This window comes from Desulfosporomusa polytropa (assembly GCF_055380075.1).
Genome location: NZ_AP042400.1, coordinates 5,432,211 through 5,446,244, shown reverse-complemented (window position 1 = coordinate 5,446,244; position 14,034 = coordinate 5,432,211). Strand labels below are relative to the sequence as shown.

At 46.7% G+C, this 14,034-nt stretch carries 13 protein-coding genes; 7 read left to right on the top strand and 6 right to left on the bottom strand.

Going from position 1 to position 14,034, the window contains the following annotated elements; genetic code table 11:
• Window positions 1-153 precede the first annotated feature (153 nt).
• The 6 genes from ACZ449_RS27385 to ACZ449_RS27360 form a co-directional block, all read right to left on the bottom strand.
• A complete protein-coding gene (locus tag ACZ449_RS27385) occupies window positions 154-1,230 on the bottom strand; it encodes a uroporphyrinogen decarboxylase family protein (protein ID WP_464259163.1) in 1,077 nt (358 codons plus the stop codon).
• 33 nt (window positions 1,231-1,263) lie between these two features.
• On the bottom strand, window positions 1,264-1,920 hold the full coding sequence (locus ACZ449_RS27380; RefSeq protein WP_464259162.1) for a corrinoid protein: 657 nt from the start codon (window positions 1,918-1,920) through the stop codon (window positions 1,264-1,266).
• Window positions 1,921-1,957: 37 nt separating this feature from the next.
• On the bottom strand, window positions 1,958-2,995 hold the full coding sequence (locus ACZ449_RS27375; RefSeq protein ID WP_464259161.1) for a uroporphyrinogen decarboxylase family protein: 1,038 nt from the start codon (window positions 2,993-2,995) through the stop codon (window positions 1,958-1,960).
• Window positions 2,996-3,022: 27 nt separating this feature from the next.
• Window positions 3,023-4,375, bottom strand: coding sequence for a nitrogenase component 1 (locus ACZ449_RS27370; RefSeq protein ID WP_464259160.1), 1,353 nt, complete (start codon window positions 4,373-4,375; stop codon window positions 3,023-3,025).
• Window positions 4,372-5,862: a nitrogenase component 1 gene (locus ACZ449_RS27365; protein ID WP_464259159.1), complete on the bottom strand. Its 1,491-nt coding sequence runs from the start codon at window positions 5,860-5,862 to the stop codon at window positions 4,372-4,374. The genes ACZ449_RS27370 and ACZ449_RS27365 overlap by 4 nt, the downstream gene beginning before the upstream one ends.
• Before the next feature lie 216 nt (window positions 5,863-6,078).
• Entirely contained in the window at window positions 6,079-6,366 is a 288-nt protein-coding gene (locus ACZ449_RS27360) for a DUF2325 domain-containing protein (RefSeq protein WP_464259158.1), read from the bottom strand.
• Window positions 6,367-6,831: 465 nt separating this feature from the next.
• On the opposite strand from ACZ449_RS27360, the gene ACZ449_RS27355 reads away from it, so the two are divergent.
• From ACZ449_RS27355 to ACZ449_RS27325, 7 genes are read left to right on the top strand one after another with little or no spacing between them, the layout of a single operon-like run.
• Window positions 6,832-7,914 (top strand): uroporphyrinogen decarboxylase family protein, encoded by a 1,083-nt coding sequence (locus ACZ449_RS27355; RefSeq protein WP_464259157.1) that lies wholly within the window; start codon window positions 6,832-6,834, stop codon window positions 7,912-7,914.
• Window positions 7,911-8,951 carry a uroporphyrinogen decarboxylase family protein gene (locus ACZ449_RS27350; protein WP_464259156.1) on the top strand — a complete coding sequence of 347 codons (1,041 nt, stop codon included), beginning with the start codon at window positions 7,911-7,913 and terminating at the stop codon, window positions 8,949-8,951. Before ACZ449_RS27355 ends, ACZ449_RS27350 begins: the two co-directional genes overlap by 4 nt.
• A gap of 5 nt (window positions 8,952-8,956) precedes the next feature.
• Window positions 8,957-10,672: an ASKHA domain-containing protein gene (locus ACZ449_RS27345; protein WP_464259155.1), complete on the top strand. Its 1,716-nt coding sequence runs from the start codon at window positions 8,957-8,959 to the stop codon at window positions 10,670-10,672.
• 12 nt (window positions 10,673-10,684) lie between these two features.
• On the top strand, window positions 10,685-11,362 hold the full coding sequence (locus ACZ449_RS27340; protein ID WP_464259154.1) for a DUF1847 domain-containing protein: 678 nt from the start codon (window positions 10,685-10,687) through the stop codon (window positions 11,360-11,362).
• A gap of 6 nt (window positions 11,363-11,368) precedes the next feature.
• A complete protein-coding gene (locus ACZ449_RS27335) occupies window positions 11,369-12,457 on the top strand; it encodes an ABC transporter substrate-binding protein (protein ID WP_464259153.1) in 1,089 nt (362 codons plus the stop codon).
• Between the two features lie 19 nt (window positions 12,458-12,476).
• Window positions 12,477-13,280: an ABC transporter ATP-binding protein gene (locus ACZ449_RS27330; RefSeq protein WP_464259152.1), complete on the top strand. Its 804-nt coding sequence runs from the start codon at window positions 12,477-12,479 to the stop codon at window positions 13,278-13,280.
• Window positions 13,277-14,020: an ABC transporter permease gene (locus tag ACZ449_RS27325; RefSeq protein WP_464259151.1), complete on the top strand. Its 744-nt coding sequence runs from the start codon at window positions 13,277-13,279 to the stop codon at window positions 14,018-14,020. Before ACZ449_RS27330 ends, ACZ449_RS27325 begins: the two co-directional genes overlap by 4 nt.
• Window positions 14,021-14,034: the final 14 nt, after the last annotated feature.

Genomic DNA, 14,034 nt, shown 5'->3' with positions numbered 1-14,034 from the left:
TTACTCTTACTAATACTTATATGTTTTTACTATTAGCAGCCAGTTCTCCTGCTTGGAACTGGCTGCATTTCAGGAAAAAAGGAAGGCTAGAGTATCCCAAACCTAGGGATCTCTAGCCTTCAGTTAATACTAATCAGCTGATTTTATTCGTATCTACTTTCCATTGGCCCCATACAGCTTACCGGCATCTACCATAGCCACAGCACTCAGCAAATTGCCGTTTGGCGGAAACTCGCAGCCAGTAGATAAAATAAAGCCAGCACGATTGTTCTGAAAAAGTTCGATTTGGCTGCGGCAGTCTGCTAATATTTCCTCTCTGGTCATGACCAAACCGGTATTCGCGGGGTGCGAGTAGCCAATTGTTACTACTTTCTTACCCCATTTTTTGGCATGTTCTTCCCAGGTCTTGCAGCCGTAGGCCGGATAAGCTACTGAGATGGCAACTGGATTCGCCCACTTGATAACTTCTTCAAAATATACCCCATTACCGCAATTATGTACAGTAACTATACCGCCAGCTTCACGAATGGCGTTGGCAATCCGCTCAATGAATGGTCCCTCAAAGGTTTCCCATTGTTTTTTGCTGAGAATTGTCGGCGAGGAGTACAACGGATCAATGCAGACCGAATGTGCGCCAGCTTCAATTTGGGCCTTGGCATATTCTATAAGTACTTGGGTGATGATTTCCACTGCCTGTAATACTTCTTGCGGGTGGCGAATCAAATCCTTAAACAATTCTTTGTGGCCCCGAATTTGGGACAAAACACCAAGCGGGCCATAAAGAAAGCCAAGAATAGCTACTTCATTCCCTTTGGCTTTGGCAAGCCCGGCGCAGATATCAACAACTGATTTCATGCGTTTGGTTTTGCGAGGATTAACATATTCAATTTTACTATATTCTTTGGCATTAGCAATAAACTGATTGTTAAAATTGGGATAGGCAGTACTGTTCTTAGGATAAATAATTTCCTGACCAAAATCCGCTGCCTCAACAGACAAATCAACTAATGTGACAAAGGCATCAAACCCGATAATTTCCTGTGACGCCAGTAAGCTTTTGGTTGCTAGCTCAGCATCTGTGGACCACTTGTCATAGGTAATTCCCAGTACGCGGTGAGAAGCGCCGCAAAATAGCGGCGTCACCGGAATTCTGTCGGTTTCTTTAGACTGTAGGGCCAAACCTACCCGTTCCAACGAGGTTAACTGTTCCTTTAGTTGAACCACACTCATGTCTAAACCCCCATCTGTCTATTATATTTTGTCTTATCCTGCCACTCCCAAAAGCCGCCGGGAAAGCCGCACTGCATCGGCAGCATTGACAGCATAGCCATCAGCCCCAATTTTATCAGCAAAGCTCTGCGAAATCGGTCCGCCACCAATAATCACTTTATAGCTATCTTTGATATTCTGCTCTTGCAAAATCTGTACAACTGCGGCCATTGCCTCCATGGTGGTAGTCATCAATGTCGCCAAAGCAATGATATCGGCATTAACTTCCTTAGCTTTCTCTACAAAGGCTGCCGGTGGAATATCTCTCCCTAAATCGAAAACCTCAAAGCCTGAAGTCTCCAGCATAATTTTTACCAGATTCTTACCAATATCATGGGTATCGCCTTCTACAACGCCAATAACTACTTTGCGTTTTTCGCCTTCTTCTGCTGCTTTGATATGCCCTTTTAATATCTCAAGTCCAGCATACATAGCATCCGAGCATAAGAGCAGCTCAGGGATAAAATACTCTTCTTCCTCAAACAACTGCCCTGCCCGATCCATGCCATCAGACAAACCTTTTTCAACAGCCTCATAGGCATCCACTTTGTCTGCTACAATCTTGTTTGCCAAACTTACAGTCTCATCCTCATTCATGTCCACAACTGCATCTGATAATTTTTTGAATAATTCTTCCTTGTTTACCGGCATTTTAAGCCCTCCCATAATATTTTAATTTTAACTGTTATTAAACCTTCACAGCATTTTCCCTGCCAACCCCTAAAAAGGCCACTACATTAGCTAATGGTACGCTTGGCGGAATGTCGCAGCCAGGCATGAGAATGTAATTTTCGCCCCGCCCAGCCTGTTGAATGTTCTGCTTGGCGGCTCGTACGACCTCCTCCACTGTTCCGTCTTTTAGCAGCACCGGATTTACGTTGCCGGCCAACGCCGTTTTGCCTGCCAAATTTTGTTGTGCCAGCCCCAAATCCACTTTATAGTCAACTGACAATACATCTACATTAAGATGGGGAGCCAGATGCACGCGGTCTTTGATATTGCCGCAAATATGCAGGGTGGTATACGCTTCTCTTTTTTTCAATTCATCATTAACCTTCTTTATATACGGCGCAACGAATTCTTCAAAATGCGTAAGCGAAATAAGGTCTCCCGATGCGGTAGGTTCTGCAATGGATAGTATACGCGCTCCTGAATCAATGGCCGGTGCCAGGTAGGCTATACAAACTGCAGTCATAACCTCAAGCAACGCATGTATACCTGATTTATCTTTATATAGGCCGGCCATCAGTTTTTCTACGCCGTAAAACTGCCCTGCCAACGTGAATGGTCCCCAACTGGACGTCCCTATCAAAAATTGATTGCCGATTTGCTCATTCACTTGCGAAATAATCAAACGGAGGGCACGAATCCACTGATGATTGTCGATTTGACTCAAATCAATCTGCTCAGCCTCCGTGACGTGGGTAAATGCCGGCTCAATTACATCAATATTTCCCTGCGGCCGAAATTTAATCTTGCCTCCAAAAATATGGACAAGCAGGTTGTGGTAGCCTGACCCTGGCCACACAATATCAGACTGAATTACTTGGTTAATGGCGATAATAGCAGCTGCACCCAGTTCTGGCTTTTCCAATACCTCCTGCAGAGTCAGACCCTTTTGTCGAAATGCCCAGGTCCCGCCGGACAGGAGTGCTGCCGGGATTTGGGACTGACTGGAAGGTTTATTGCTTTTCACCTGTAAAGCATGGAGGATTCTGTCCAACATACTTCTCCTCATCTCCCCTTAAAATCATCACCGACCGATAATAATTGTGCTGATCAAATCCTCGATAAGTGTCAAACCGCCATTATAGCCGGCATAGCCCCTGCTGATCACAGCCCTGTTGGCAACAGGGAAACTTACACTTAAATGCCCGGCACCCAAATCTTTGGCCAGTTCACGATCAAGAGCGCTGCCGATGACAAAGGACGGGTTTAAGGGATTTGTGTATTTGCCGGCCAGCGGCTGCTTTTTGCGCCAATGAGTACGCGCCGCATCAGCAATGACACTGCCATCGGTGTGAAAAATCACTTCTGGAGATAACCCACTTGCTAAACTGCTTAACTGACCGGCAATCTGTTCTTGCTGTTCTTCCTCCAAAATATCGGTAATTCCCACAATCTCAGGCAGCCAGCCTACATCGTCGGCCAAAAACCGGGTAAGACTTACCGCATAATTGGTATCACCAATAATTACGGCATACCGCTGCAAATCTATATCATTAAAGCCATCAGTCAGTGGCTCTAATAAGCTATAATACCGTTTTGTTTCATACTGAATTACAGTTTCTACTAAAGCAGCATCCAAGTGCAAGGCTGCTCCTACCTGACGTAAAAACGCGCTGGCAGCTGTCGGCCCTACTGGCAGAGTCGCAGACAGATAGGGCGTACCATGAAACTCCTTAGCCACCTGAGCCGCACCCTGGCCAACAACTTCTGAGACTACAATATTCAAGGCCGCACTGCCGGCCTCACGGATTTTGGCCACACTGTCATCAACAGTAAAGAAGCTGTTTACCGTCAGTCCCAGCTTTTCTAGTAGCCGCCGAATTTCCGCTATATTTCCGCGCCAGAAAACATCAATGAACGGGGTAAGTCCCCATAAATTTACTGAACGCGGCTGTTTTGCATCCGTTTTCTTTACAAAATCCTTAAATAAGCTTTGCAGCACTAAATCATACCCCTGATAAGAGTTGCCGCGAAAGCCGCCAGTTTCCGCAAAGAAAATGGGAACACCCTGTTCCTGCAAAGGCCTGACAACAGATCCGACATCATCGCCGATGACCTCGGTAACACAACTGGTTATAACAACATATAAATCCCCTTGCATAACGTCGAACATATTCCTAATTTCTTCTTCTAGCCGCTCAACGCCGCCAAAGACAACCTCTCGTTCCTGGACATTAGAGCCAGGCATGCTCAGCCCGCCGCAATAACCACCGACCTGCAGCCCGGAACCGCCAGCCTGTGTCCAGGTAAAGTTACTGGCACAGCCTGGCGGTGCATGCAATATTGGCACCGCTTTCGGTAAAGCGCTTACAGTAGCAATAGCTCCGCCCAGAGCGCAGGTATAACGGGGTCTTTCAATAAATGTATAATTACTCATTCGTTGTCACCGCCTGCCGTTTTAATATACTTAAATGGATTTTGCTGATACCAGGATTCTTTATAGGGCAAAACGGCATGTTGGCTGAGATTGGTGTTAAAGCGGGGATTTCTTAATTGGCGGTATAAGCGTCTGGCCAGCTCATAGGCGCCCTTATAGCCGATATAATGCAAACCGGAATTATAAATAACATGAGTGGAAATACCAAGTTTAGCGGCTGTACTATTGCCATTCATATGACCAAGATAAATATCGGGTTTTAGTTTACGCAGCAAATTGGCTTCTTCAAACGGCTGACAATTGGCAATATTGAGCGGCAAATCCTTGCCGACGAGCCGTACCAGCTTTTCGTACTCTACTTCGGCAAATTCATCATGATGGAATGCCCGGATACCTGCAATCTCAAAGCCCAATTCGGCCAGCAGTATGGCTGTGGAAAGTGCCCGGAACTCGCCAGCACTGCTAAACGCCTTTTTGCCTTTGAACATCGGCTTAAGCGGTACCAGCGCAGCCGCCAAATCGGCTTCTTCCCGCGCAATTAAGGCGCGCGCCTGTTCACCAAGGCCAAAGAAATCAGCCACATCCTGCAGCCACTTGCCGGTATTTTCAATGCCAATCGGCATATGTCTGATGATAAATGGCACTTGGTACTTTTCCTTTAAATAGGTAAGCATATAATCATCATGTGTCGGGCAAGTACTAATGGATAAATCGGCTTCTGTCATCCGCTGCATACCGTCAGGATCTGCAAACACCGGGAAAATATTGACCGAAATTCCCAATTCATTTAACAGACGCTCTAGTTCCAGTTCATCAACGCGCCCCATAGATGACACATTCATCAGATTAACGGTAATTCCGGTTTTTTCTTTTTCGATTGCCGGCTGCTCATTATCTGTCAGTAAATTCCGGCCAATCGCATGATATATAGCATCATAAGAAGTAGCCCAAATTTTTGTCTTAAAGCCTTCGCAATGTACTGGCAATAATTTTGCAACAACTTCTGACTGCGTCTGCTCAACCACACTCTCCACATCGTCACCGATAATACCTGGTACACAACTGGCAACGATAAAAATTACGGCAGGCCGGTAACGCCGGTCGGCCTCGATAATCGCCTGAGCTAGTTTAGGCTCACCGCCGCTGATAACATCAGATTCAGTCAAACCTGTTGACAGCCAGCGACCATCCTTAACCACACCCCAGCGCTGGTTATTACCGCCGCGAACAGCTGCATTACCACAATGACTAGATGAACCGCAGCCCAAACCGCCATGCATGAGTACTACGCTATTGGGGATGCTGTTCATCGTCCCAAGGGCAGGTAATAGCAAACAAATGGAATTTTGCGTAAAGGTGCGTTCGTTGCCTGGCTGACAACACTGCAGGCCACGACCAGCTACCTCACCTAATGCCGCTCCATGGGCAATGCAGGCTTTTAACCTGTCTTCCCGGCGGGGCGGTTCTTTTAGCTCGAAATAACTCATTGTCTCATCCTCTCCCTTATCTCACCACATATCATTGCAAATTGGCAAACAATCGCTTCTTCGTAGAATCTTTCTTTATCCGATGACTAACCCGCTCTAATACTCCCGCTTCTACAAGCGGTGAGTAAAAGAGCGGTTAAGTCCCTGGATAATTTCGACTAGAATTCAGGCGTCGTCAAAACGCCGTCTGAATTAAGTCTCCATTTATATACTCCATTAGCGTAAGCCGAGTCCGGTCAACTGACGTTCAACGGCACACCATGACCGCTTTGCATAAACCAGTGGGACTGACCGGGCCTTGGCATGACTCTTAACCACTTTAGCCATATTGTGATTGACATAGTCAGTAAAGACCAATACGAAATCCGCTGTCTTTGGTATATTCATCTTTTTTACCTCGCCAGGGTTTCGCCCAGTAATATGAGCGATTTCGGTTACACCCATATTCCGCATTTTTTGTTCAATTGCGCCTAAATAATCTGCACCGATAACCAAAGCCGTCATATTCTCATCCCCTTACCAATAATTATTCAAAAAACAAAAAGACAACTAGATTCTCTACAATGTAGATATCAGTTGCCTCCGGTATTTTCCAGTCAGCAATTGTCCATCTTTAATTGATAACTAACTAAAATAAAGAAAAGGCAATCATAGACTGCTCAGCAGCCAATGATTGCCTCCGGTGTTCCGGTCAGCGTCTGTATTCTCAAATATTAGACTTATAGTAGCATACAGCTTAAGAGGTGTCAACCCCTAATGAAATTTCATTATCCAAAAATAACTCTTGACACTTTTTTGCTTCTTATCATATAATTGCTCCAATACATCAATTCAATTTAGGCTGATCAGACATACTGAAGGCCAAAAGAAACGCGACGTTTCTTTTGGCCTTCTTTTTGTTTTTCTACTATAAGTTTGACAACCGAAAGGAGTAATGAAAAATGAAAATAGAAAAGGTGGTGGCGTCAAATGGCTAGAGACCAAATGACACCGATTGAACGATTAACAGCTTACAATCAAGGAAACCCCATTGATCGTCTGCCATGTGTCCCCATTGTGGGCAACACAGCGGCGCGGGTTATTGGCATCAAAGTCAGTGAACTGCCGAAAAATGGGAAATTATTGGCACAAGCACAGATTGCCGCTTACCGGCGATTTGGCTATGATATCATCCGCATATTTACCGACCTCTACGGGCAGGCCGAAGCCATGGGCGCCGTCATTCACTATCCTGAAGATGAAACAGCCTATTTGGACAAACCGGCGATTGCCGATATAAGTCAGATTGATACTCTGAAACCAGCTGACCCCTATAAGGACGGTCATCTCCCCGTTCAACTTGAAGCTATGAAAATCGCGGTCGATGAAGTAGGCAAAGAAGTATCCGTCACTGGAGCGCTTACCGGACCCTTTACCACTGCTTCGTTTCTGATTGGAGCTGAAAATCTGGCCCGCCTTGTTGCCAAAAATCCGGAGGCTGTCCATCAGTTATGCCGCCTGTCGCTGGAAACCTGCCTCAACTATGCCAAAGCAATTATTGATATTGGCTGCACTCCCAGCCTGACTGACGCCATGACCTCTGCGACCATTATCAGCCCCCAGAAAGCTAAAGAGTTTTCCTTCCCCTACCTAAAAGAGCTTATCGACTATATTCACTCTCGCGGCAAAGGAGTAACACTGCACATCTGCGGTAAAACCGCCAAAATATGGGATCAAATGGCTGATGCCGGTGCTGATTGCATCAGTATTGATAATGCCGCTAGTCTCACAGAAGCCAAAGAAAAGGTGGGCAACCGGCTGCGATTGATGGGAAATGTTAAGCCCTCAGAAATCATGCTGCAAGGGTCCTTGACTGATGTTCGTCTGGCTGTTCTTAGCGGTGTTCGCGAAGCTTATAACAATCCTAAAGGCTATATTGTAGCTTCTGGCTGCAGTCTGCCTACTGAAACACCCTTCGCCAACATTGATGCCATGCTTGACGCCGTCCGCGAAATCGGCTATCCCATTACCGAGGAAAAACTCAACCTTTTGGAACAGAGGTGGTCTAAGTGACAGTTGTAAACGAAAAAGACCGCTTACTAGGAGTATTAAATAAACAACAAACAGACCGCCCCCCGGTTATCTGCCCTGGCGGTATGATGAATGCCGCCATTGTCGATGTTATGAAAAGCAGCGGGCAAACCCTGCCTGCCGGCCACTCGGATGCCGCTTTAATGGCTGACCTGGCTTATGCTGTACACAACCTCACTGGGTTTGAAAACTTTGGCCTTCCCTTTTGCATGACTGTAGAAGCTGAAGTTCTGGGAAGCGAAATTGATTTAGGCACCTTGGAATGTGAACCCAAAATAAGTCGTGAGGTATTTGCAACTGCTGCCAAGGTAGAGTATAAAGATATTGCCACCATGCTGAATTCCGGGCGGATACCGGTAGTATGCCAGGCTGTTTCGCTTTTATCCACTAAATACCCTGACATTCCTGTTATTGGCAGTCTGACAGGCCCGGTGAGTACAGCTGCCTCCATCGTTGATCCGATGCAATTCTTTAAGGATTTACGCAAAGATCCGACAAATGCTCATCATGTGTTCGACTATGTAACCGAGCTGCTCATTGGCTTTGCCTATAAGCTGATTGAGCATGGTGCTACAGTCATCGAAATTGGTGATCCAACCGCAACCGGGGAAATCCTTGGTCCCAAGATGTTCGCCGAATATGCTGTAACTTATATTAACAAACTTATCACAGCTGTCCATCAAAAAGGTGTTCCGGTTATTGTTCATATTTGTGGCAATTTAAATAGTGTAAAGCCCTTAATGCCCAAGCTCCAAGCCGATGCCGTCAGTACAGATGCCATTGTCAACTTAAAATTGCTAAAAAACGAATTTCCCCAGCTTACTACTATGGGAAATGTCAGCACCTATCTCTTAGAGCTAGGGCCTGCTGAAAAAGTGGCCGTACAAACCAAAAACCTAATGGCTCACGGTATTAATATTATTGCCCCTGCCTGCGGGTTAAGTACTTCCAGCCCCTTAACCAATATCCAGGCCATGACCCATACGGTCAAGACCAATTTTGTGAAAGAAGGGGTGTAATCGTTGTGACCATACTACGCTTTTGGCAGGACAACAGCCAACCGACAGCTGCTGCCGTTTCCTTTGAAGTACAGGACAATATTACCGTTCTAGCTGCCGCCAGAGCTGCCGGTGTTTTGGTTGAATCCCCTTGCAATGGTGCCGGTACCTGCGGCAAATGCAAGGTTCGTATTCCGACATATCCCCCTGAAGCACTCCTGGTTCTGCCCAGTTGCCACCACACATTGACACCAGAAGAAATCAGTCAAGGCATCTTTCTCGGTTGCACTACTGAAATTCAAAGGCAAGCCGTGGCTACTGATGTGATCGATATCTTCGTCCTTGAACGTCAGGATAAAAGCAATGTACAAATTTTGAGTCAAGGACAACAGTTGGATGTAACCCTTGCTCCCAACATAACCAAACAGTATTTGCCCGACACTAGCCAAACTTTAGTGCTAGCAGGCAAATCAGTACTGGGAACAGAACCGGGAAATACTGCATCTATTGCCCACGGCCTGGTTGTTGATATTGGCACAACTACTTTGGTAACGGCATTATTTGACCTTACTACCGGTCAGGAACTAGCTGCCGTATCTGCGCTCAATCCGCAAAGCCTGCATGCCCAAGACGTTTTATCGCGTATCAAGCTGGGAAATTCTCCTGAAGGCTTAGCAACTCTCTACAATGAGATTATTGGCGCTATCAATAACATGATTAGCGAACTGGCTCAAACAACAGGCATCCAGCCACAAAGCATTTATGAGATCGTGTTCAGCGGCAATACCTGCATGCTGCATCTGGCGATGAACACCAATCCTGCTTCGCTGGGGAAATATCCCTACACGCCCGTTCTTTGGGGTAACAGCTATCATGGAGCAACAGCTGTTGGCCTTACTGCCGCTCCCTTTGCCCAAGTCTACCTACCGCCAGTTATGTCGGCCTATGTAGGAGCAGATATTACTGCCGGAATTTTAGCCGCAGACTTAGCCAATCTCAAGGGCACTACCCTGTTTGTCGATATTGGTACCAACGGTGAAATGGCCTTGGCGGTTAACGGTCGCCTTTCAGTAACCTCAACAGCTGCTGGTCCGGCCTTCGAAGGCATGAATATCGCCTGCGGCATGAGAGCTGCCCCTGGGGCCATAGAAAAATTCAAAGTAGCACACAGCGGGGATGTGGACGTAAAAACCATTTCTGACACTCCAGCTGTCGGTATCTGCGGCAGCGGCCTGCTTGACATTGTTGGTGAGCTTGTCAGAACCAAACTAATCAATAAGACCGGAAAATTTGCTGGAACAGAAACTACTCAGCCACACCCTTTGCAACGACGGTTAAAAAAAGAGAACGGCAAAACCGTATTTGCCATTCATCAAACCGTCTATTTATCCCAAAAGGATATTCGTCAGGTACAGCTGGCCAAAGGAGCCATCCGCGCCGGTATTGAATGCCTGCTTGATGCTAATGGACTTAGCACTTTCGAAGTTGACCGCGTATTTATCGCTGGTTCCTTTGGCTTTCACCTTAACGCCGATAGCCTAATCAACATCGGCATGCTGCCTGAGGCATTTAGAGGTAAAATTGATTTTCTCGGCAACACCGCCAAAACAGGCGGTCAGGCCCTGTTATTAAATCAAGATTCCCGTCAAACGATCGCTGACCTGGTAAAACAGGTGGAAGTGTTAGAGTTAGCCACCTATAGCGATTTTGATAAAACTTTCGTTAACTGCTTGAATTTCTAAGGAGGTATTTTCATGAGTAATCAACAAGCTTCTGAGCGCCTTAGCTGCGCCGACTGCCATCAGTTAAATTGCTATCGCCAAGACAAACGCTTCCCCGACTTTTGTCTGACTGTAACATCACGCGGCGATGCCGACATTGACGCTGAAATTGCAAAAGCCAAGACCATATATACCGAAGAAGGCCCTGACCGCCAGATGGCACTGGCAGCAGCTGAAATCGAAGGCTTGTACTACGGCAAGCTCACACGAGTAGAAGAAATTATAGCATTTGCTAAACGTATTGGCGCCAAAAAAATTGGTATTGCCACCTGCATTGGCCTTATTGAGGAAACGCGGGTATTTTCCAAAATACTTTCTGCTAAAGGTCTTGAAAGCTACAGCGTCATCTGCAAGGTAGGTTCGATTGATAAAACAGAAATCGGTGTACCGGCCGAGTATAAAGTGCAAAAGGGCTGCCATGAATCCCTCTGCAATCCCATTCTGCAGGCCCGCCTCTTGAATCAGGCTAATACTGACCTTAATGTTGTCGTTGGACTCTGCGTTGGCCACGATTCCTTATTTATCAAGCACTCTGATGCCCCAGTCACCACGCTCATAACCAAGGACCGGGTATTAGGACACAATCCGGCAGCAGCACTCTATACCAGTGGTTTCTATTATAAACGCCTCTTACAAGAAGAAAAGGAGTGATACTTAGTGCGCAAGCCTCATCTACTTATCGCCAGCCTCGCCATTGCTCTTGTTTTTAGCCTACTACTTACTGGCTGCGGTCAGCAAAAGGCTGAGCAGTCAATAGCTCCATCGACCGCCCAATCATCTACCCCTACTGATAAAATTAAATTCAAAATGGGTTATCTGCCTGCAGTTGGCGATATATTGACTTTTGTTGCTAAAGAAAAAGGCTTCTATGATCAGGAAGGCCTTGATGTTGAGGTATTTCAGTTTACTAATTCCGGCGAAGGTCTTAATGCTATCAAAGCCGGTAAACTAGATGCTGGCGCCTTTGGTACATCCGCGCCCCAAGTCTTTATCGCGAAAGGCACTCCTTTTGTCGATATCGGCGGTATGCAAAGTGAGGGCCATGCCATAATAGCCAAACCGGAAAACGCCGATCAGTTTTCCAGCCCACAGGGTTTTGTCGGTAAAAAGGTTGCTACTGTGCGCCTGGCAACCGGTGATGCAGTTTGGAGATCAGCCATGTCCAAATCAGGCATTGACTGGAAAACACAAGTAACAATCCAAGAGCTTGACTCTCCTGCTGCCGTACTTGAAGCTGTAAAAAAAGGAGTAGCCGATGTTGGACTTGTATGGGTTCCCTTTTCTGAGATGGCCGAACAACAGGGATTAAAAATTGTTTCTTGGTCGGCAGCATATATGCCAGGACATGTCTGCTGCCGGGTAGTCGCAATGGAAGATAAACTCCAAACTAACAAAGAAGCCTATATCCGCCTCGCCCGCGCCAACATTCTCGCTTATGACTTCTACATCAACAATCAAGAAGAAACTCTTGATATCGCCAGTAAATATGTCAAGCTAGACCGCGAAGTACTCAGAAAAGCCACCTACAGTGGTCACATCCACAGCATCCCTGATCCTGACAAAAAAGGTTTTATCGCCTTTTGGGAAGCTATGAAAGCAGCTGGCTACATTCAAAGTGACATTGATATTTCCAAGCATGTAAACACGGAAATTTACAAAACAGCTCTCGACCAACTACAACAACGCGACCCGCAAAATAGTACCTATCAAAAGCTGGCTAAAGACTATGTAATAAACAATCAGTAATGGAAAAGGAGGATGGCTTGTGGCCTTACTAAATCTTGAATCTGTTTCTCTTACTTATTCGGGCGACGAGCGTCCGGCCGTAGAAAACCTATCACTCAGCATTAACCAAGGCGAACTCTTAGCAGTAGTCGGCCCTAGTGGCTGTGGCAAAAGCTCAACCATCGGCCTGCTGGCCGGCCTGACTCCAGCCACAAGCGGCCTGCTTACATTAAATGATAGCCCGATTCTTGCACCCGGCCCGGACAGAGCCGTAGTCTTTCAAGACTACTCTCTGTTCCCCTGGATGACAGCCCTTGATAACATCATCTTTGCCCTCGAGGAATCAGGACGGGCGGTAGGTAAAACAGCCAGCAAGGAAGCAAAAAATCTACTGGAGATGGTAGGCCTTAGCAGTTACAGCCATAAATATCCGAGTGAACTGTCTGGCGGCATGCGCCAGCGGGTAGCCATCGCCAGAGCCTTTGCCCTTGATGCCCCGGTTTACCTTATGGATGAACCCTTTGGCGCAGTAGACGCCAAAAACCGAGTAAGCTTACAGGATCTGCTGCTCAAGCTTTGGGCCGGCGATGGTAACAAAAAAACTGTGTTTCTGGTCACACATGATATTGACGAAGCCCTGTATCTTGCCGACCGCATTGCGGTGTTTACTCCCGGTCCGGGTCGGGTATTAAAAATCATTGACGTTCCTTTTCCCCGGCCCCGGCGGCGTTTTTTCCTGGTACAAGATCCCCGTTATATTGAACTGCGTAATGAAATCCTATCCTTGCTGCAAAAAGAAATTCTGGCAGAGCTCCAACAAGTGGAAGGAGGCGCCGGCATATGAGTCAAACCAGCCGCGACCGCCTGCTATTAGGCGTTACTGCCCTGCTGCTGTGGCAGCTAAGTACTGCCTGGTTAAAACTGCTCGATCCACAGCTATTCCCTGAGCCGTTGCAAGTTCTTCGCCTGCTTGTCGAAGACCGTCAGGTATTTTTGAAAAGTCTACTCAGTTCCTTTACTCTGTTATTCTGGGGTTGCACCCTGGCAGCACTGCTGGCTATCCCCCTGGGGCTCATGGTCGGCTGGAACCGTCGGCTGCGACTGGCTATCGAACCAGCAACCAATGTCCTGGGGCCCATTCCGCCCATTGTCTATATTCCCTATGCCATTGCCATCTTACCAACTTTTACGCAATCATCCATCTTTATCATTTTTATTGGTGCTTTTTGGCCATTATTCATGAATACGATAGCTGGCGTAGAAGCCCTGGAAAAGGGTATTGTAGATTCTGCCAAAACCATCGGTGTCAGCAAGAAATCCATGCTTACTAAGATTCTCTTGCCAGGAGCTATGCCTCATATCGTCAGCGGCGGTGCTATCAGTATGGTGTTAGCATTTATCCTATTAACAGCAGCCGAGATGATTGGTGCCACCAGCGGCCTGGGCTGGTATGTAAAATACTTCTCCGACTTTGCTGATTATCCAAGAGTCGTTGCCGGGATTATTGTCATCGGTGCAGTCGTGCTGACAATAATGACCTTATATCATCGGTTGACCAGCTACCTGCTGCGCTGGCGGAAGTAATGCAAAATTAATAC